General features: G+C 72.7%; 16 protein-coding genes. 4 read left to right on the top strand and 12 right to left on the bottom strand.

Translation table 11 applies throughout. From position 1 onward, the window contains the following. Window positions 1-61 precede the first annotated feature (61 nt). Window positions 62-1,456 (bottom strand): NAD(P)H-quinone dehydrogenase, encoded by a 1,395-nt coding sequence (locus ACFOWE_RS06440; RefSeq protein WP_377286052.1) that lies wholly within the window; start codon window positions 1,454-1,456, stop codon window positions 62-64. 142 nt (window positions 1,457-1,598) lie between these two features. Here ACFOWE_RS06440 and ACFOWE_RS06435 point away from each other — a divergent pair, with 142 nt between their 5' ends. The 4 genes from ACFOWE_RS06435 (at window position 1,599) to ACFOWE_RS06420 (ending at window position 6,406) form a co-directional block, all read left to right on the top strand. After that, a complete protein-coding gene (locus ACFOWE_RS06435) occupies window positions 1,599-2,048 on the top strand; it encodes a gamma-glutamylcyclotransferase (protein ID WP_377286051.1) in 450 nt (149 codons plus the stop codon). A gap of 174 nt (window positions 2,049-2,222) precedes the next feature. Next, window positions 2,223-3,026, top strand: coding sequence for a purine-nucleoside phosphorylase (locus tag ACFOWE_RS06430; RefSeq protein WP_377286050.1), 804 nt, complete (start codon window positions 2,223-2,225; stop codon window positions 3,024-3,026). A gap of 83 nt (window positions 3,027-3,109) precedes the next feature. After that, window positions 3,110-4,762 carry a phospho-sugar mutase gene (locus tag ACFOWE_RS06425; protein ID WP_377286048.1) on the top strand — a complete coding sequence of 551 codons (1,653 nt, stop codon included), beginning with the start codon at window positions 3,110-3,112 and terminating at the stop codon, window positions 4,760-4,762. A gap of 201 nt (window positions 4,763-4,963) precedes the next feature. Then, window positions 4,964-6,406, top strand: a complete 1,443-nt coding sequence (locus ACFOWE_RS06420; RefSeq protein WP_377286047.1) for an AAA family ATPase — start codon at window positions 4,964-4,966, stop codon at window positions 6,404-6,406. A 121-nt stretch (window positions 6,407-6,527) separates the two neighbouring features. Here the strand turns inward: ACFOWE_RS06420 and ACFOWE_RS06415 are convergent, their stop codons facing one another. The 11 genes from ACFOWE_RS06415 to ACFOWE_RS06365 all read right to left on the bottom strand — a co-directional run bounded on the left by ACFOWE_RS06415 (window position 6,528) and on the right by ACFOWE_RS06365 (window position 18,085). Next, window positions 6,528-7,190, bottom strand: coding sequence for a PH domain-containing protein (locus ACFOWE_RS06415; protein ID WP_377286045.1), 663 nt, complete (start codon window positions 7,188-7,190; stop codon window positions 6,528-6,530). Further along, a complete protein-coding gene (locus ACFOWE_RS06410) occupies window positions 7,187-8,272 on the bottom strand; it encodes an adenosine deaminase (protein ID WP_377286044.1) in 1,086 nt (361 codons plus the stop codon). The genes ACFOWE_RS06415 and ACFOWE_RS06410 overlap by 4 nt, the downstream gene beginning before the upstream one ends. A 65-nt stretch (window positions 8,273-8,337) precedes the next feature. After that, on the bottom strand, window positions 8,338-8,691 hold the full coding sequence (locus ACFOWE_RS06405) for a cupin domain-containing protein (RefSeq protein WP_377286043.1): 354 nt from the start codon (window positions 8,689-8,691) through the stop codon (window positions 8,338-8,340). Between the two features lie 55 nt (window positions 8,692-8,746). Next, window positions 8,747-9,409 (bottom strand): AMIN-like domain-containing (lipo)protein, encoded by a 663-nt coding sequence (locus ACFOWE_RS06400; RefSeq protein WP_377286041.1) that lies wholly within the window; start codon window positions 9,407-9,409, stop codon window positions 8,747-8,749. 187 nt (window positions 9,410-9,596) lie between these two features. Continuing rightward, the gene (locus ACFOWE_RS06395; protein ID WP_377286040.1) at window positions 9,597-10,877 is read right to left on the bottom strand and encodes a thymidine phosphorylase; all 1,281 of its coding nucleotides are present in this window, start codon (window positions 10,875-10,877) and stop codon (window positions 9,597-9,599) included. A gap of 2 nt (window positions 10,878-10,879) precedes the next feature. Then, window positions 10,880-11,281, bottom strand: coding sequence for a cytidine deaminase (locus ACFOWE_RS06390; protein ID WP_377286039.1), 402 nt, complete (start codon window positions 11,279-11,281; stop codon window positions 10,880-10,882). Further along, entirely contained in the window at window positions 11,278-12,558 is a 1,281-nt protein-coding gene (locus tag ACFOWE_RS06385; protein ID WP_377286037.1) for an ABC transporter permease, read from the bottom strand. Before ACFOWE_RS06385 ends, ACFOWE_RS06390 begins: the two co-directional genes overlap by 4 nt. Then, window positions 12,555-13,706 carry an ABC transporter permease gene (locus ACFOWE_RS06380; RefSeq protein WP_377286036.1) on the bottom strand — a complete coding sequence of 384 codons (1,152 nt, stop codon included), beginning with the start codon at window positions 13,704-13,706 and terminating at the stop codon, window positions 12,555-12,557. Before ACFOWE_RS06380 ends, ACFOWE_RS06385 begins: the two co-directional genes overlap by 4 nt. A 37-nt stretch (window positions 13,707-13,743) precedes the next feature. Beyond that, a complete protein-coding gene (locus ACFOWE_RS06375; protein WP_377286035.1) occupies window positions 13,744-15,279 on the bottom strand; it encodes an ABC transporter ATP-binding protein in 1,536 nt (511 codons plus the stop codon). Window positions 15,280-15,387: 108 nt separating this feature from the next. Further along, window positions 15,388-16,464: a BMP family lipoprotein gene (locus ACFOWE_RS06370; RefSeq protein ID WP_377286033.1), complete on the bottom strand. Its 1,077-nt coding sequence runs from the start codon at window positions 16,462-16,464 to the stop codon at window positions 15,388-15,390. Between the two features lie 379 nt (window positions 16,465-16,843). Continuing rightward, window positions 16,844-18,085 carry a M20 family metallopeptidase gene (locus ACFOWE_RS06365; protein ID WP_377286032.1) on the bottom strand — a complete coding sequence of 414 codons (1,242 nt, stop codon included), beginning with the start codon at window positions 18,083-18,085 and terminating at the stop codon, window positions 16,844-16,846. Window positions 18,086-18,564: the final 479 nt, after the last annotated feature.

The following is an 18,564-nucleotide window of genomic DNA, read 5'->3' as shown; positions in this document are numbered from 1 at the left end:
CGACGCGAAAGGACCGGCGGCGCGGAGGGCCCCGCCCCGGAACGGGCGGGGAACGGCCCGGTCAGATGCCGCTGGGCGTCATCGGCTGCATGAGGCGGCGGGCCGCCTCGGTGACGGAGCCCGACAGCGACGGGTAGACCGCGAAGGTGTGCGCGAGCTGGTCCACGGTGAGCCGCTGCTGCACCGCCACCGAAACCGCCAGGATCAGCTCCGAGGCACGCGGGGCGACCACGACGCCGCCCAGGATGATCCCGGTGTTGGGGCGGCAGAACAGCTTCACGAAGCCGTCGTGGAAGCCCTGCATCTTCGCCCGGGCGTTGGTGGCGAGCGGGAGCTTGACCACGTTGGCCTGGATCTCCCCGGACTCGATGGCCTTCTGCGTGATGCCGACGGCGGCGATCTCCGGGTCGGTGAAGATGTTGGAGGCCACCGTGGCCAGCCGGAGCGGCTGGACGGCCTCGCCCAGGGCGTGCCAGACCGCGATCCGGCCCTGCATGGCCGCGACCGAGGCGAGCATCAGCACGCCCGTGCAGTCGCCGGCCGCGTAGACGCCGGGCGCGGAGGTCCGGGAGACCTTGTCCACCTGGATGAAGCCGCCCCGGTCGAGGGCGACCCCGGCCTCCTGCAGGCCGATCCCGGTGGTGTTGGGGACCATGCCGACCGTCATCAGGCAGTGGCTGCCCTCGGCGGTCCGGCCGTCCTCCAGGGTGACGACCACGCCGTCGGCGGTGCGCTTGACCGACTCGGCGCGGGAGCGGCCCATGACGTTCATCCCGCGGCGCCGGTAGACCTCCTCCAGGACCTCGGCGGCGTCGGCGTCCTCGTTCGGCATCATCCGGTCGCGCGAGGAGACGAGCGTCACCTCGGAGCCGAGCGAGCGGTAGGCGCCGGCGAACTCCGCCCCGGTCACGCCGGAGCCGACCACGATGAGGTGCTCGGGCAGCTCCTGCAGGTCGTACATCTGCCGCCAGGTGAGGATGCGCTCGCCGTCGGGCTCGGCGGTCGGCAGGATGCGCGGGGTCGCGCCGGTCGCCACGATGACCACGTCGGCCCGGATCGTCCGGTCGCCCGCCCGCACCACCTGCGGGTCCACCAGCCGTCCGGGCGCCCGTACCACCTCGACGCCCTCGGCCGCCAGCCGCGCCGCGATGTCGACGGACTGCGCCTGGGCCAGCTCCTTCACCCGGTGGTTGACCAGCTGCATGTCGGCGACGGGGGTGCCCACGTCACCGTCCGGGCCGCCGGTGTAGTGCACGCCGAGCGCGGCCGCGTCGAGCAGCGCCTGCTTGCGCACGGAGGTCGCGATCAGGGTCTTGGAGGGCACGCAGTCGGTGAGGACGCAGGCCCCGCCGGGACCGTCCTTCTCGACCACGGTGACCTGCGCGCCGAGCTGCGCCGCCACCAGTGCCGCCTCGTATCCGCCCGGCCCGCCACCGATGATCACGATCCTTGTCACTGTCCCATTCTCCCGCATCTCCGGACCAACCGTCGCGCGAGTCCCCTGCCCGGCCGCCGGAGAACCCACCGGGCCGGGTGAAATCCACGACATGACGTGGCGCGACGGGCCTGAGCACGATCATGGATTAGGCTTTGGCACCGTGCCTGTCTACGCCGCCTACGGCAGCAACATGGACCCCGGGCAGATGGCCCAGCGAGCCCCGCACTCCCCTGTCCGGGGGTCGGGCTGGCTCGCCGGCTGGCGCCTGACCTTCGGCGGGGCCGGCCAGAGCGCGGAGGGCGCGCTCGCCACCATCGTCGAGGACCCCGCCGAACAGGTCTTCGTCGTGCTCTACGACGTGCCCGAGTGGGACGAGGCCACCCTCGACCAGTGGGAGGGCACCACCCGCGGCCTCTACCACAAGGTGCGGCTGCGCGTGCAGACCCTGGACGGCGAGGTCGTGGCCTGGTTCTACGTGCTCGACGGCTACGAGGGCGGCCTGCCCTCGGCCCGCTACCTCGGGTTCCTGGCCGACGCCGCCGAGAAGGCCGGAGCCCCCGACGACTACGTCAAGGAACTGCGCAACCGCCCCTGCGCCTCCGGCGGCTGAGGGCGGCCGGACGCGGCCGGCGGTGTCCGGTGGCGTCCGGCGGTGTCCGGCGGTGTCCGGCGGCGGCCCGCACCGCATCGCCGCCGGTCGGACGGCACGGCCGGTCCACCTCGGCACGGCGGGTCACCGCACCGGAGACATGCCGGGGGCGGCATGGCGAGTACGCTCAGTGAGGTGAGCAATGACCCATATGCACTCGCCACGGACGCCGCGACCGCGCTGAAGAGCGCCACCGGGGTCGACTCCTTCGACGTCGCGCTGGTGATGGGGTCGGGCTGGGTCCCGGCCGCCGACGCGATCGGCGAGACCATCGCCGAGATCCCGGTGACCGACCTCCCCGGTTTCGCGCCCCCGGCGGTGGCCGGCCACGCGGGCAAGATCCGCGCCGTGCGCACCGAGTCGGGCAAGAACGCGCTGATCTTCCTGGGCCGCACCCACCTCTACGAGGGCCGCGGTGTCGATCCCGTCGTGCACGGCGTGCGCACCGCCGTACGGGCCGGGGCCCGCACCGTCGTGCTGACCAACGCCGCGGGCGGCCTGCGACCGGAGGTCCAGGAGGTCGGCGAGGCCGTGCTGATCAGCGACCACATCAACCTGACCGGTGCCAACCCGATCTTCGGAGCCACCTTCGTCGACCTCACCGAGGTCTACTCCCGCCGCCTGCGCGACCTGGTGCGCGCGGTGGAGCCCACCATGACCGAGGGCGTCTACGTCGCCTTCCGCGGCCCGACCTACGAGACGCCGGCCGAGATCCAGATGTGCCGGATCCTCGGCGGCGACCTGATCGGCATGTCCACCGTGCTGGAGGCCATCGCCGCCCGCGAGGCCGGCGCCGAGGTGCTCGGCATCTCCCTGGTGACCAACCCGGGCGCCGGCCTGGTCGGCAAGCCGCTCAACCACGAGGAGGTGCTCCAGGTCGGCCGTACCACCGCCGCCCGCATGGGGGTCCTGCTCGCCGGGATCGTCAACAAGCTGTAGGCGCCCGGCCCGCGGCGCCCGCGGGCCGGACGGAAGGGACAACCGGCGGGGGCACGGCGTCCCGCCCGGAGCGTGAGGTGATCATGAGCAGCGATCTCGTACGGCTCGCACAGGACTGGATGGACCAGGACCCGGACCCGCGGACCCGGGCGGAGCTCGAGGCGCTCCTCGCCGCCGGGGACGAGGCGGCGCTGCGCGACCGGTTCGCGGCCAAGCTGGAGTTCGGCACCGCGGGCCTCCGCGGCGAGCTGGGCGCCGGCCCCAACCGGATGAACCGCGTCACCGTCATGCGCGCCGCCGCCGGGCTGGCCGCGGTCCTCGGCCCGGACAAGCACGTGGTGATCGGCTACGACGCCCGGCACAACTCCGACGTCTTCGCCCGCGACACCGCCGCGGTGCTGACCGGGGCCGGGCTTCGGGCGTCGCTGCTGCCCGCGCCGCTGCCCACCCCGGTGCTGGCCTTCGCCGTGCGGCACCTCGGCGCGGACGCGGGCGTGACCGTCACCGCCAGCCACAACCCGCCCCGCGACAACGGCTACAAGGTCTACTGGGGCGACGGCTCGCAGATCGTGCCGCCGATCGACGCGGGCATCTCCGCGGCCATCGACGCCGTCGGCCCGGTCTCCTCGCTCCCGCTGGGCTCCCCGGAGGATCCGGAGTGGACCGATCTCGGCGAGGAGATCGTGGCGGCCTACCTGGACGCGGTGACCCTGCTCCCGCTCGGCGACGCCCGCGGCCTGCGGGTCGCCTACACGCCCCTGCACGGCGTGGGCGGCGTCACGCTCGCCTCCGCCTTCCTGGCGGCCGGGTTCGAGGCGCCGGTGACCGTCGAGGCGCAGGCCGACCCGGACCCCGACTTCCCGACCGTCGCCTTCCCCAACCCGGAGGAGCCCGGCGCGATGGATCTCGCCCTGGAGCTCGCCGGGCGGATCGGCGCGGACCTCGTGCTGGCCAACGACCCCGACGCCGACCGCTGCGCCGTGGGCGTGCCCCTGCCCCAGGGCGGCTACCGGATGCTCACCGGCGACGAGGTCGGCGCGCTCCTCGGCGAGCACGTCATCGCTCAGACCTCCGGGCCCGGCCGCCTGGTGGCCACCACCATCGTCTCGTCGTCCCTGCTCGGGAAGATCGCGGCGGAGTACGGCGTGGGCTACGAGGAGACGCTCACCGGCTTCAAATGGATCATGAAGGCCGGGGGCGGCCGCGGCAGGCTCGTCTACGGCTACGAGGAGGCCCTGGGCTACAGCGTCGGTTCCGACGAGGGCCTGCCCGTCCACGACAAGGACGGCATCGGCGCCGCCCTGACCGTCGCCGGGCTCGCCGCCGCGGCCAGGCGCGACGGCCGCACCCTGCTCGACCTCCTCGACGACCAGGCCCGCCGGTACGGCCTGCACGCCACCTCCCAGCTCTCGGTCCGGGTCCAGGACCTGTCCCTGATCGCGGGCGCCATGGCGCGGCTGCGCGCCGCCCCGCCGGTGGAGCTCGGCGGGCGCAAGGTCGAGGCGGTCGAGGACCTGAGCCTGGGCGCCGGGGGGCTGCCGCCGACCGAGGGTCTGCGGTACCGCCTCGCCGGTGGCGCCCGGATCGTGGTCCGGCCCTCGGGCACCGAGCCGAAGCTCAAGTGCTATCTGGAGACGGTGGTGCCGGTGACCGGCGAGGTCGCCGAGGCCCGGACGAGGGCCGCGGCGGACCTGGAGGCGCTCAAGGCCGACCTGTCGGCCGCGCTGGGCCTGTAGGACATCTGCGGAGCGGCCGGTACGGCCCCGGAAAGCGCTGTTCCACCGGGGGGAGCGCCTGAATCGGGGCCGTATGCGAGCACGGCGGCAAGACCGGTGAAAGCATCGGCCGCGAGAGGGTCATATCGGAGGGTCTCATTCGTGAGACCGCCGCTGCGGGGGATCCCATCCGTGAGCGTCTCAGAGCGGAGACGCTCACGGATGGGACGTTCGGGAGCGATGGCCGCCTTCATCGGGAGACAGTACGAGCTGTCCAGGCTGCAGCGCCTGCTGGACAAGGTCGCGGCGGGCGGGCGGGCGGGACGGCCGGGCCGGGCCGTCCTGCTCCGGGGCCGCCGCGGCGTCGGCAAGTCCCGGCTGGTGGAGGAGCTCGCCCGGCGCTCGGCCGTACCGTGCCTGTTCCACTCCGTGAGCGCCGGCACGCGGGCCGAGCAGGTGGCGGCCCTGCTGGAGGAGGGCGCCGCCTCGGAGCTGCCCGGGGCCCGGCTCCTGGCGGGACGGTCCGCCGACTCGTGGCAGACGGCGCTCCGGCTCCTGGCCGAGGCGCTCCCGGCGGAGTCGCCGAGCATCGTCGTGCTCGACGGGCTCCCCGAGCTGCTCACCGCCGACCCGGAGCTGGAGAGCGCCCTGCAGGCGGCGTTCGCCCGGGACCTGTCCCGCCGTCCCGTGCTGCTCGTCCTCGTCGGCTCGGACCCGGCCGTGATGGAGGCGGTGAACCGGCGCGGCAGGCCGTTCTACATGCGCGCCACCGACATGCTGCTCCATCCCCTCACTCCCGCTGACCTGGCGGACACGCTGGGGCTGTCCGCCGCCGACGCCGTCGACGCCCGCCTGGTCTCCGGCGGCCTCCCGCTGATCTGCCGGGAGTGGCCGCCGGGGCTCCCCGTTCCGGAGTACCTCCGCTGGGCCCTGGCGCATCCCGCCTCGCCCCTGGTGGCGACCGGTGAGCGGATCCTGGCGGCCGAGGCGCCGCCGGGCACGCAGGCGCGGGCCGTCCTGGCCGCCGTCGGCGCGGGGCACCGCTCCCACTCCTCGATCGGCCGCGCCGTGCCCGCGGTGCCCAGGGCCTCGCTCAACCGGGCGCTGCAGTCCCTCGTGGAGCGGCGGCTGGTCACCGCCGCGCTCCCCCTCTCCACCCGGCCGTCGCGGGAGACCCGCTACCACGTCGCCGACAGCCACCTGTGGTTCTGGCTCGCCTTCGTCGGTCCCCGGCTGCCGGAGATCGCGCGGGACCGGAGCGACCTGGTCCTGGCCCGGCTGCTCCGCTCCTGGGGCGACTGGCGCGAGACGGCCGTCAAGCCCCTGGTCCGCGCCTCCCTGCGCCGGATGGGGGATCTGCCCGAGGGGACGGGCGCGATCGGCGGCTACTGGACCCGCACCGACGCCCCGGAGATCGACCTCGTCGGGACGGACCGGGAGCCGGTCGGCGAGCGGGTCACCCTGGCCGGCTCCGTCGTCTGGCGCGAGGGCCGGCCGTTCGACCGGCGCGACCTGGACGCCCTCATCGTGCGGCGCTCCCGGATGCCGGGCACGGGTCCCGGGACGCCCCTGCTCGCGGTCTCCCGGAGCGGCTCGGCGACCGCGGAGGTCACGCTGGTCACTCCGGAGGACCTGGTCGCCGCCTGGCGGCCCAGCCCCTCCTGAACGGCCATGCCGACCGTCCCGGGCCTGGTCGCCTGGCGGCCCAGCCCCTCCTGAGCGGTCACGCCGGTCACCCCGGCGGCTGGTTCGGCCCTGGGCATCAGGTCCCTCCTGGGCGGCGCCCTCAGGCTACCAGGAAGGCCGCCACGACCAGGGCCGCGGAGGCGCCCAGGACCGCCAGGGCGCTCGGCGACCAGGTCGTCCGCATCGCCCCGGCCGTGTGTTCCGGAGCCCCGGCCCCCGGCCCCTCGCTCCGCCGCGCGGCCTCGGCGCGCTCCCTGATCTGCTCGGCCACCCAGTCGGCGTGGGTACGGCCGGCCAGCGCCTCGGCCGCCGCCTGCTCAGCCCTGCTCCGGCCCGGTTCGCCCGCCGGGCCCCGGCCGCCTCCGCCGGAGCCGGGCCCGCCGCGCCGCAGTGCGGCCGCCCGCTCCCGGGCCGTGGTCTGCGGCGTCCAGCAGCGGACCACGTCGCCACCGGAGGTGATCGTGATCGCGTGTGCGACCGTGACGTCGTCCACCCCGGCCCACGGCACGGAGACGGTCCGCAGCGGGTTGCGGACCAGCACCCCCTCCTCGCCGAGGACGACCGCCGGGCGCAGGCAGGTGACGAAGACCATCGCGGTCAGCACCCCCAGGACCGCCGCGGCGGCCAGGGAGGCCGGCCCGGTGTAGCGCACGATCAGGTCGACCGCGTTGAGCGCGGCGAAGACCATCCACACCCAGCCGAGGACCACCGCGGTCTTCGACCGGAACACCTGCCGCGCCGTCCCCGTCCCGGCCCCGCTCACGCCCGCCACTTCAGCCGCGCGAAGCCCGGCTTGATGACGCCGTTGATGAGCGCCAGCCGGTCGTCGAAGGGGAGGAAGGCCGACTTCATGGCGTTGACGGTGAACCACTGCAGGTCGTCCCAGTCGTAGCCGAAGGCCTCCACCAGCTTGGCGAACTCCTCCGAGACGGTGGTCCCGCTCATCAGCCGGTTGTCGGTGTTGACCGTCACCCGGAAGTTCAGCCTCCGGAGCAGGCCGATCGGGTGCTCGGCGATGGAGGGCGCGGCCCCGGTCTGCAGGTTCGAGGTCGGGCACATCTCCAGCGGGATGCGCTTGTCGCGCACGTAGGCCGCCAGGCGGCCGAGCTTGGGCTCTCCGTCGCCGGCGCCGGCGAGCGCGATGTCGTCGATGATCCGCACGCCGTGGCCGAGCCGGTCGGCGCCGCACCACTGGATCGCCTGCCAGATCGAGGGGAGCCCGAACGCCTCACCGGCGTGGATGGTGAAGTGCGCGTTCTCCCGCTGGAGGTACTCGAAGGCGTCGAGGTGCCGGGTGGGAGGGTAGCCCGCCTCGGCCCCGGCGATGTCGAAGCCGGCCACGCCGACGTCGCGGTAGCGGACCGCGAGCTCGGCGATCTCCATGGACCTGGCCTGGTGGCGCATCGCGGTGAGCAGCGTGCCCACCCGGATGCCCCGGCCCTCCGAGCCGATCCGGAAGCCCTCCAGGACCGCCTCGATGACCTGCTCCAGGCTCAGGCCGCGCTCGGTGTGCTGCTCGGGCGCGTAACGCACCTCGGCGTAGACCACGCCGTCGGCCGCCAGGTCCTCCGCGCACTCGGCGGCGACCCGGACCAGCGCCTCACGCGTCTGCATGACCCCGACCGTGTGGTCGAAGGTCTCCAGGTAGCGCTCCAGCGAACCGGAGTCGGCCGCCTGGCGGAACCAGACACGCAGCTCCTCCGGGTCGGTGGTCGGCAGCCGGTCGTAGCCGGTCTCGCGGGCCAGGTCGACGATGGTCCCGGGCCGCAGACCACCGTCGAGGTGATCGTGGAGCAAGACCTTCGGAGCCCGGCGGATCTCCTCAAGCGTGGGTAGCTGGCTCATCTCGTCATCTTACTGTCCGGTAGCAGGTCAGCGGGTTCGTGAAGATCACCGAAGGTCCGCCGGGACTACTCGTCGCGGCGCGCCGCCTCCGGCGAGAAGGCGGGCAGGCAGACGGCGACGTACTCGGCGCCCTCCGCGCCGCAGCTGTAGCGGACCTTCTCCCCCGGCTCGCACACGATCGCCTGACCGGCGTGGACCTCGGTGGTGCCCTCGGCGTGCTCGACGACGACCGTGCCGGCCAGCACCAGCGTGTACTCGGTGAACTCCGGCGTCTGGGCGGGCTCGTCCCAGCCCGCGGGGGCCTTCATGTGCGCGATCGAGACCCCCGCGTCGCCGCTGTTGACCCGCCCGACGTACTCGTCGATGATCTTCCCGCCCGGCACCGGGATCCGCGTCGCGTTCTCGATTCTCCTCACCATCCGTCCATTCTCCCACCGTGGTCGCGCACGGGACCGGCGGGCATGCCGGCCAGGATCAGTGGGCGACGTCGACGACCAGGCGGTTGGGCTGTTTCTGCTCGAAGGTGCGGAAGCCGGCCTTGCGCTCCAGCACGATGCCGACACCCACGACGGCCTCGAAGTCACCCGTCTGCACGACGCTGCGCACGTTGCCCAGCCCGGCCTGGAAGACCGGACCGCCCTTCAGGGTCGGCTCCCCCGACTCGGTGTGCGCGTTGGCCGGGGTCAGCGTCACCTGCAGATAGGCCCCGCCCTCGGCCTCGATCCGGTCGCCCGACCCGTCCTGGACCAGCTCGGGGACCCAGTCCACGGTGTATCCCGGCAGGGCGCCGTCGAAGTCGATCACCACCCGGTCGAAGCCGGCGGAGTGCCTGGCGAACCGCACGCCGGTGACGAGCGGCGGCTCGTCGACGCTCCGCTCGACCTCGACCGGAACGGTGTTCGACGGTGCGGACAACCTGGGCGCCGAAGTGGAGCCCGGGACGGGCGCCGGAGGCCGTGCGGGCGGCGGGCCCGACCGGGTCACGGTGACGGTGGGCGCCGGGGACGGGTCCGCCGCGGCCCCCGAGGAGCCCGCGGCCCCCGAGGACCTCGAGGGGTCCGCCTCGGTGGACGCGCCGCAGCCGGCCAGCAGCAGGGCGAGGGGGACGGCCGCGAGCACGGCGCGAGAGCTTTTCATCGTGAGCCTCCTGCCGTTTTAGATGCCCCGGGAGGCCGCCGGGTTCACCGCCCGCACCGCAAAGATCCCGGCGCGCGCGCCGTCCCTCCGCGCGCTTCCGGCAGGCTTCCGGCACGGGTACGGCCGGCCGCCCCGGGAAGGGCGGCCGGCCGTATCCGTCCGGGGTCGCGTGCCCGGACCGCGTCGTTCAGGCCCTGATGCGGTCGATCACCAGCGGGAGCAGGTCGACCTCGCCGGGCCCGCCGACCGCGTAGGCGCCGTCCAGCGCGGCGACCGCCCGCTCGAAGCGGGCCGCGTCGTCGGCGTGCAGGGTCATCAGCGGCTGTCCCTCGCGGACCTCGTCGCCCGGGCGGGCGTGCAGCGTGATGCCCGCGCCGAAGGAGACCGGGTCCTCCTTGCGCTCCCGGCCGGCGCCGAGCCGCCAGGCGGCCAGGCCCACGCCGTAGGCGTCGAGCCTGGTCAGCACGCCGGTGGCGGGCGCGACGATCTCCATCGTCTCCGCGGCCACCGGCAGGGCCGCGTCCGGGTCGCCGCCCTGGGCGATGATCATTCGCCGCCAGGCGTCCATCGCCGAGCCGTCCTTCAGGGCGTCGGCGGGGTCCTTGCCGCCGTCGAGGCCCGCGGCCGAGAGCATCTCGCGGGCCAGCCGCACGGTCAGCTCGACCACGTCCTCGGGGCCGCCGCCGGCGAGCACCTCGACGGACTCGGCGACCTCCAGGGCGTTGCCCACGGTCAGACCCAGTGGCCGGTCCATCGCCGTCAGCAGGGCCACGGTGTTCACACCCGCGTCGGTGCCCAGCTCGACCATGGTGGTGGCCAGCTCGCGGGCCCGCTCCACGGTCTTCATGAACGCGCCCGAGCCGACCTTGACGTCCAGCACCAGCGCGCCGGTGCCCTCCGCGATCTTCTTCGACATGATCGAGGAGGCGATCAGCGGGATCGCCTCGACGGTGCCGGTCACGTCGCGCAGCGCGTAGAGCTTCTTGTCGGCCGGGGCGAGGCCCTCACCGGCAGCGCAGATGACGGCCCCGGCCTCGCCCAGCACGCCGAGCATCTCGTCGCTGGAGAGCGAGGCCCGCCAGCCGGGGATGGACTCCAGCTTGTCCAGCGTGCCGCCGGTGTGGCCCAGACCGCGCCCGGACAGCTGCGGGACGTACCCGCCGCACGCGGCGACCAGCGGGGCCAGCGGCAACGTGATCTTGTCGCCGACGCCGCCGGTGGAGTGCTTGTCGGTGGTACGGCCGGGCAGCGACGACCAGTCCATCCGGGTCCCGGAACGGATCATGGCCTGGGTCCACTCGGCGATCTCCCGCCGGGTCATGCCGTTGAGCAGGATGGCCATCGCGAGCGCGGACATCTGCTCGTCGGCGACCACGCCCCTGGTGTAGGCGTCGATCACCCAGTCGATCTGCTCGGTGGACAGCTCGCGGCCGTCCCGTTTGGTGACGATGACATCGATGGCGTCCATGGTCAGGCCCCCCGGCCCAGGTCCTCGGGCCCGAAGGCGTACGGCAGGATCTCCGCCATCGGCCTGGGCCCGTCGACGGTCTCGACCAGCAGGTCGGTCCCGCCGAACTCGAACAGCAACTGACGGCAGCGCCCGCACGGCATGAGCACCTCTCCGTGCCCGTCCACGCAGGTGAAGGCGACCAGGCGGCCGCCGCCGCTCGCCTGGAGCGCGGAGATCAGGCCGCACTCCGCGCAGAGCCCGACGCCGTAGGAGGCGTTCTCCACGTTGCAGCCGGACACGATCCGCCCGTCGTCCACCAGCGCGGCGGCGCCCACCGGGAACCGGGAGTACGGGGCGTAGGCGTTGCCCATGATCCGCACGGCCTCGGCCCGCAGCGCCTCCCAGTCGATGGAGGTGGTCATTTCGCCTGTCCCTTCCGGTACGGCACGCCGTCGGCCGCGGGCATCCGCAGCCGCTGCGCGGCCAGTGAGAGCACCAGCAGCGTGGTGATGTGCGGGGTGACCGAGGTGAACTGCGCCGGGATGCTGTCGGTCAGCGTGAACAGCACGAGCACGATGACCGCCGCCGCACCGGTGATCACCGCGGCCCGGGTCCGGCTCTGCTTGACGAGCTGGTAGACCGCGACCCCGGCGAGCAGGACCGCCACCAGCAGCAGCAGCGCGTGGACCGACTCGCCGCCCCGGCGGAGCTGGAGCGCGTCGGTGTAGCCGAACAGCAGCGCGCCGCCCGCCAGCCCGCCCGGCCGCCAGTTGCCGAAGATCATGGCGGCCAGGCCGATGAAGCCGCGGCCGCCGGTCTGGCCCTCGCGGTAGGCGCTGGAGGCGACCAGCGACAGGAACGCGCCGCCCACACCCGCGAGCGCGCCGGAGATGACCACCGCGACGTACTTGTAGGTGTAGACGTTGACGCCGAGCGACTCCGCGGCGACCGGCCGCTCACCGCAGGCGCGCAGCCGCAGGCCGAACGCCGTCCTCCAGAGCAGGTAGAACGTGAGCGGGACCAGCAGGACCGCCACGATGGTCAGCAGCGAGACGTTGACGGTCAGGCCGCGCACGATCCCGGCCAGGTCGGAGACCAGGAACCACTGCTTGGCCTCCAGCGACTGGAGCGGCTCGCCGATGCCCGGGATGCTGACGAGGCCCGGTTTGGGCACCGGGGGCGACTGCGTGTCGCCGCCGCCGGGCATCTCGGCGAAGGTCACCTTGGACAGGAACTGGGTGATGCCCAGGCCCAGGATGTTGATCGCGACACCCGAGATGATGTGGTCCACCCCGAAGGTCACGGTCGCCACCGCGTGCAGCAGGCCGCCCACCGCGCCGGCGAGCGCGCCGACGAGCACGCCCATCCACGGGTCGCCGAACTCCAGGGCGCCCCAGGCGCCGCCCCAGGTGCCCAGGATCAGCATGCCCTCGAGACCGATGTTGACCACACCGGCCCGCTCGGACCACAGGCCGCCGAGGCCGGCGAGGCCGATCGGCACGGCCAGCGCGATGGCCGCGTTGATCGCGCCCGACGAGGTGAGGTCCACGGCCCCGGTGACGGCCCGGACGAACGACAGCAGCAGGACCAGCGCGCCGAGGGCGAGCAGGAGGTGCTTCCAGGTGAAGCGGAACCTCGAGGGGATCCGCTCGACCTGCTCCACCCGCATCTCGGCGGTGGTGTCCCTCTCCTCGGTCATGCCGACGCTCCTTCAGCCCGCGGCGGGGTCTTGCTCGCCAGTTCCTTGCCCACCCGGCGCTGTCCCGCCGTGATCTGGTAGCGGTGCACCAGCTCGTAGGCGACGATGACGGAGAGCACGATGGTGCCCTGCATGATCTGGACGATCTCCGGGGCGATCTCGTGGAGCTGGAGGATGCTCGCCGAGGTGTCCAGGAAGGCCCAGAGCAGGGCGCCGAACGCGATGCCCACGGGGTGGTTCCGGCCCAGCAGCGCGATCGCGATGCCGGTGAAGCCCAGCCCCGTGGGGAAGTCCAGGCTGTAGGAGTAGGACGCGCCGAGCAGCTGCGGCATGCCGATCAGGCCCGCCGCGGCGCCGGACAGGAGCATCGTCGCCATGATCATCTTCTTGACGCTGACGCCGCTGGCCACGGCCGCCGTCTCCGACCGCCCGGTGGCCCGCAGGTCGAAGCCGAACCGGGTCCGGTTGAGCAGCACGTGGTAGACGACGCCCACGACGGCCGCGAGGATGATCAGGCCGAAGACCGGGTACTCGGTGCCGGGCACGAGCTCGATGCCGGGCACCCGCCCGGACTCGGGGAGCGGGCTGGTGCCGATGTTGTTGCTGCCCGAGACCTCCACCGCCAGCCGGTCCTTGTGGAGCAGCCAGGCGCCCAGAGCGGTGGCGATGGCGTTCAGCATGATCGTGGAGATGACCTCGCTGACGCCGCGCTTGACCTTCAGCAGGCCCGCGATCGAGGCCCAGCCGGCGCCGACGACCATGGCCACGAAGACGACCAGGGCGATGTGCAGCGGGGCGGGCAGGGCGACCGCGCCGCCCACGGCCGCGGCGACGAGCGCCGCGAGGCGGTACTGGCCGTCGACGCCGATGTTGAACAGGTTCATCCGGAACCCGATCGCCACCGCGATCGCGGCCAGGTAGTAGGTCGTCGCGGAGTTCAGCATCAGCGCGATCGACCGCGGCTGCGCGCCGTACTCGGCCATGACGCCCAGCGTCTCCAGCGGCGGGGCGTCGGTGGCGAGCAGGACGAGCGAGGTGATCAGGCCGGCGAAGACGACGGCCAGGACCGGCGCGACGACGGAGAGCAGGCCGCTCAGCCGTACCCGCCCGAGCAGGCGGTCGGTGAAACTCGACTCGGCGGTTTTCATGCGATGACTCCGGATCCGGCGCGGAGCGTGCGGAGGTTCATGCCGCCTCCCCCGCGCCCGTCATGGCCGAGCCGAGCTGCTCGGGGGTCACGTGCTGCGGGTCGACGTCGGCGACGATGCGTCCGCGCAGGATCACCTTCAGCGTGTCGGACAGGCCGATGAGCTCGTCCAGGTCGGCCGAGATCAGCAGGACGGCCAGACCGGCGGCGCGCGCGGCGCGCAGGTGGTCCCAGATCGCGGCCTGGGCGCCGACGTCCACACCGCGGGTCGGGTGGGAGGCGATGAGGAAGACCGGGTCGCCGCTCATCTCCCGGCCGACGATCAGCTTCTGCTGGTTGCCGCCGGACAGCGCCGCGGCGTCCACGTCGATGCCGGGGGTGCGCACGTCGTAGTCCTCGACGATGCGCCGGGTGTCGGCGCGGGCCCCGGCCCGGTCGATCCACGGGCCCTTGGCGTTGGGCCGGCGCGTCTGGTGGCCGAGGATGCGGTTCTCCCAGAGCGGGGCCTCCAGCAGCAGGCCGTGCCGGTGCCGGTCCTCGGGGATGTAGCCGATGCCGGCCTCGCGGCGGCGCAGGGTGGACCAGGAGGAGATGTCCTCCTCGCCGAGCCGGATCTCGCCCCCGGCGTGGCGCATGCCCATGATGGCCTCGACGAGCTCGGCCTGGCCGTTGCCCTCGACGCCGGCGACGCCCAGGACCTCGCCCTTGCGGATGTCGAAACTCACGCCGTCCACCAGGGCGCGCCCGTCGGCGGAGTGCACCGACAGGTCGCGCACCGAGAGCGCCACCACGTCGGTGACGGTGGACTCGCGGGTCTCCGGGCTGGGCAGCTCGCTGCCCACCATGAGCTCGGCCAGCTGCCGGGCGGTCACGTCCCTGGGATCGACGCTCGCCACCGTGGTGCCGCGCCGGATGACGGTGATGGCGTCGGCGACCGAGAGCACCTCGTCCAGCTTGTGGGAGATGAAGATGATGGTCAGGCCCTCGCGGACCAGCTCGCGCAGGTTGGCGAAGAGCTCGTCCACCTCCTGGGGCACGAGCACCGCGGTGGGCTCGTCCAGGATCAGGATGCGCGCGCCGCGGTAGAGGACCTTGAGGATCTCCACCCGCTGCCGGGCGCCGACGCCCAGGTCCTCGACCATGGCGTCGGGGTCGACGCCCAGGCCGTAGGTGGCGGAGATCTCCCTGATCCGCTTGCGGGCGGAGCCGAAGTCGAGGGCGATGCCGCCCTTGCGCGGCTCGCTGCCGAGGACCACGTTCTCCAGCACGGTGAGGTTGTCGGCCAGCATGAAGTGCTGGTGGACCATGCCGATGCCCGAGGCGATGGCGTCCGAGGGGGACTTGAAGGCGACGGCCTGGCCGTTCACCCGGATCTCGCCCTCGTCGGGGCGTTGCATGCCGTACAGGATCTTCATGAGGGTGGACTTGCCCGCGCCGTTCTCGCCGACGATGGCGTGCACGTGCCCCTGCTGCACGGTCATGGATATGTCGCGGTTGGCCACGACGCCGGGGAACCGCTTGGTGATCCCCTCGAGCTCGACGGCCGGTGTCGAGGTGCTGATGACGGCCTCCATCGGATGGCCACGATTACTTGGTGTGAAAAGTAAATGCGGGATATATCGGCAGATGTAGAGCCGAAGGGCCCGGGGAACGCCTCCACCGGGCCCTTCATTGATATCAGGTCAGGAGACCTCGCTCGGCACCTTGATCTCGCCGGAGATGATCTTCTGCTTGTACTCGTCGAGCTGGGTCTTGATGTCGTCGACGTGGCCACCGGTGGTGGAGTAGTCGACACCGCCGGCCTTGAGGTCGTAGACCACCGGGCCGCTCTTGACCGAGCCGTCCGCGACGCCCTTCAGGAAGTCGAGGACCGCGACGTCGACCTTCTTGACCATGGAGGTGAGGATCACGTCCCGCACCTCCGGCGCGGCCGTGAGGGCCTGGTCGGAGTCGACGCCGATCGCCCAGCCCTTGGCGGCCTTGGCCGCCTCGAACACGCCGCCGCCGGAGCCGCCCGCGGCGTGGTAGACCACGTCGGCGCCCGCGTCGAACATGCCCTCGGCCGCGGTCTTGCCCTTGGCCGGGTCGGTGAAGCCCGAGAAGTCCGGCGGCTGCGACAGGTACTTGACGTCGACCTTGATGTCGGACTTGACGGCCTTGGCGCCCGCGGCGAAGCCCGCCTCGAACTTCTTGATCAGCGGGACCTCGACGCCGCCGACGAAGCCGACGTGGTTCTTCTTCGACTTCAGCGCCGCGGCGGCGCCCACGAGGAAGGACCCCTCGTGCTCGGCGAAGACCAGGTTGCTGATGTTGGCGCCGGTCGCGGCCTCGTCGTCGACGATGGCGAACTTGACGTCCGGGAACTCGGTGGCGACCTTCTTCACCGGGCCGGAGTAGGCGAAGCCGACCGCGATGATCGTGTTGTAGCCGCCCTGGGCGAGCAGGCGGAGCCGCTCCTCCTTGGCCGCCTCGGTCTCGCCGCTGCCGGCCTCGAGCTCCTTGGTGTCGGCGATGCCGAGCTCCGTCTTGGCCTTGTCGAGGCCCGCGGCGGCGGCGTCGTTGAACGACTGGTCGCCGCGGCCGCCGATGTCGTAGGCGAGGCCGACCTTGAGGTCGGAGGCGGCCGGAGCGGAGGTGCCCGTGGCGCCCGGCGAGGCCGTGGTGGCGGTCTCATCGCCACCGCCGCACGCGGCGGCGGTCATGAGCATGCTGCCCGCAAGTGTCGTCGCGGCCAGCTTGCCGAATCGCTTCTTAAGCAAGATGGACTCCCTTCGCGTCCAGTGCACGCGCGAAGAGACGCACGGCAACTCTGCACGGAAGATAGTTGTTCGGTGAGCACGGACCAAACCGGCACACAGGTCCGCAACAGGTCCGTTACCCAGCTCAAGCCACCTTGTGACACACGAGGCGTGGTGAATCTACCGGGTGGTAGGATCCCCCGTCGTCACGATCATGTCACGGAACGCTCACATAGGGCGGATACCGGACGCTCCGCCACGCCTCCGCCCGCACCTCCGCGCACCGGAGGTGACCGCTCCGGCCACCGGGGACACCACCGGGAGGGCGTCGCCCGCCCTGCCGGGCGGCGGAACCTTTGCCCGGGATCGGCCGGAGCATGACCGGCCGCGCGGCCCGGGATCAGGGTTCGGCGTTCACCACGACGAGCGGCTCGTCGACGGCGGGCTGCCGCTCCTCCCACAGGGCGGTCAGCGCGGTGCCCACCATGAAGCGCACGCCGACGCCGATGCAGCTCTCGTCGACGTCGAAGGTGCCCTGGTGGAGGTCGCAGGCGTCCACCGCGCCCGGCCTGCGGGTGCCCAGGCGGGCGAACGCGCCGGGGACCGACTCGAGGTACCAGCCGAAGTCCTCGCCGCCCAGGCTCTGCTGGGTCGGCACCGCGGCGCCCTCGCCGAGCATGCTCTCGGCCGCCTCGGCCAGCATCTGGACGCTGTCCTCCTCGTTGACCACCGGCGGCACACCGCGCACGTAGTCCAGGTGCGCCTCGATGCCGTAGGCGGTGGCGACCGACTCCAGCAGAGTCTTGATCACGTCGGGGGCCGCGTGCCAGGCCTCCTCGTCCAGGCAGCGCATGGTGCCCTCGGCGATCCCCTCGTCCGGGATGGCGTTGGCCACCGAGCCGGCCTCGACCCGGCCCCAGACCAGGCTGAGCGACGAGCGCGGGTCGATCCGGCGGGAGAGCGCGGCGGGCAGCTCGGTGAGGATCTTGGCGAGCCCGAAGACGAGGTCGGCGGTGAGGTGCGGCCGGGCGGTGTGCCCGCCGGGACCGCAGACCCGGACGTTGACCCGGTCGCAGGCGGAGGTGATCGGCCCCGTCTTGAGGCCGACCTTGCCGACGTCCACCTTGGGGTCGCAGTGCAGGCCGAAGATGCGGTCCACCCCGGCCAGGCCGCCCGCGGCCAGGACCTCCAGCGCCCCGCCGGGGAGCTCCTCGGCGGGCTGGAAGAGCAGCCGGACCCGGCCGGGCAGCAGCCCGGCCTCCGCCTGCTGGGCGAGGAAGAGACCGGCGCCCAGCAGGATCGTGGTGTGCACGTCGTGGCCGCAGGCGTGGCAGACGCCGGGGACGGTCGAGCTGTAGGGCACGTCCTTCTCGTCGGGCAGGGGCAGCGCGTCGATGTCGGCCCGCAGCGCCACGGTGGGTCCGTCGCCGCTGCCGATGTCGCAGATGAGGCCGGTGCCGCGCGGGAGGATCGAGGGGGCCAGGCCCGCGGCGCTCAGCCGCTCCGCGATGCGCTGGGTCGTGCGGTACTCGGCGAAGGCGAGCTCGGGATTCATGTGGAGGTCGCGGCGGAAGCCGATCATCGCGGCCTCACGCTCGGCGAGGAACGCGTCGAGTTCCCCTCGCAGATTACGCCCTCGCATCGGTCACCGTCCCATCCGCGCCTGCGGCATGTAAATCCTCGACGCACGTGCCACTGCCCAGAATCGCCTGATCCATGGGCGGCCTTCGACAAACGATCGCCGCGCGGAAGGCCGGGTGGATGTCACGGGCCACGCCTGTGCGGGCGACGAACCGCCAACGCTGAGTCGGCATGCCGGAGTGGGGCCACCGCGCGTTGACGATGACAACGACTGTATCCCTCTCACGTCGCCCCGCGTCGACATCCCCGCCAAATGTTTTGTCGCCTCCTACCCTTCTCCTGTCCCTCCTGACCCGTATGAACCATGACGAATGATCAGGATTAACCAGGGAACGGTAGTCCTACCGGGCGGCACGAGCCTGGCACCCTCGTCCCGGGCGGTTGAAACATCGCCCGAGCTGGCAACTTACGTGACCCCGAGGTACCGCTCATCGAACCCGGCGGACTGATGCAACCCGAAAGAATGCGTGGTTCACTCCG

The organism is Planomonospora corallina, assembly GCF_042650625.1.
In the GTDB taxonomy this organism is placed as follows: Bacteria; Actinomycetota; Actinomycetes; order Streptosporangiales; family Streptosporangiaceae; genus Planomonospora_B; species Planomonospora_B corallina.
Note: the sequence above shows the minus strand (reverse complement) of the source record. Positions and strands in the feature narration are given on the sequence as shown.

Excerpts from the sequence above, each read along its gene's own strand:
- ACFOWE_RS06380 (WP_377286036.1), bottom strand. The coding sequence starts at position 13,706 with ATGAAAACCGCCGAGTCGAGTTTCACCGACCGCCTGCTCGGGCGGGTA.
- ACFOWE_RS06420 (WP_377286047.1), top strand. The coding sequence starts at position 4,964 with ATGGGACGTTCGGGAGCGATGGCCGCCTTCATCGGGAGACAGTACGAG.
- ACFOWE_RS06365 (WP_377286032.1), bottom strand. The coding sequence starts at position 18,085 with ATGCGAGGGCGTAATCTGCGAGGGGAACTCGACGCGTTCCTCGCCGAG.
- ACFOWE_RS06410 (WP_377286044.1), bottom strand. The coding sequence starts at position 8,272 with ATGAGCCAGCTACCCACGCTTGAGGAGATCCGCCGGGCTCCGAAGGTC.
- ACFOWE_RS06395 (WP_377286040.1), bottom strand. The coding sequence starts at position 10,877 with ATGGACGCCATCGATGTCATCGTCACCAAACGGGACGGCCGCGAGCTG.
- ACFOWE_RS06425 (WP_377286048.1), top strand. The coding sequence starts at position 3,110 with ATGAGCAGCGATCTCGTACGGCTCGCACAGGACTGGATGGACCAGGAC.
- ACFOWE_RS06390 (WP_377286039.1), bottom strand. The coding sequence starts at position 11,281 with ATGACCACCTCCATCGACTGGGAGGCGCTGCGGGCCGAGGCCGTGCGG.
- ACFOWE_RS06400 (WP_377286041.1), bottom strand. The coding sequence starts at position 9,409 with ATGAAAAGCTCTCGCGCCGTGCTCGCGGCCGTCCCCCTCGCCCTGCTG.
- ACFOWE_RS06405 (WP_377286043.1), bottom strand. The coding sequence starts at position 8,691 with ATGGTGAGGAGAATCGAGAACGCGACGCGGATCCCGGTGCCGGGCGGG.
- ACFOWE_RS06385 (WP_377286037.1), bottom strand. The coding sequence starts at position 12,558 with ATGACCGAGGAGAGGGACACCACCGCCGAGATGCGGGTGGAGCAGGTC.
- ACFOWE_RS06375 (WP_377286035.1), bottom strand. The coding sequence starts at position 15,279 with ATGGAGGCCGTCATCAGCACCTCGACACCGGCCGTCGAGCTCGAGGGG.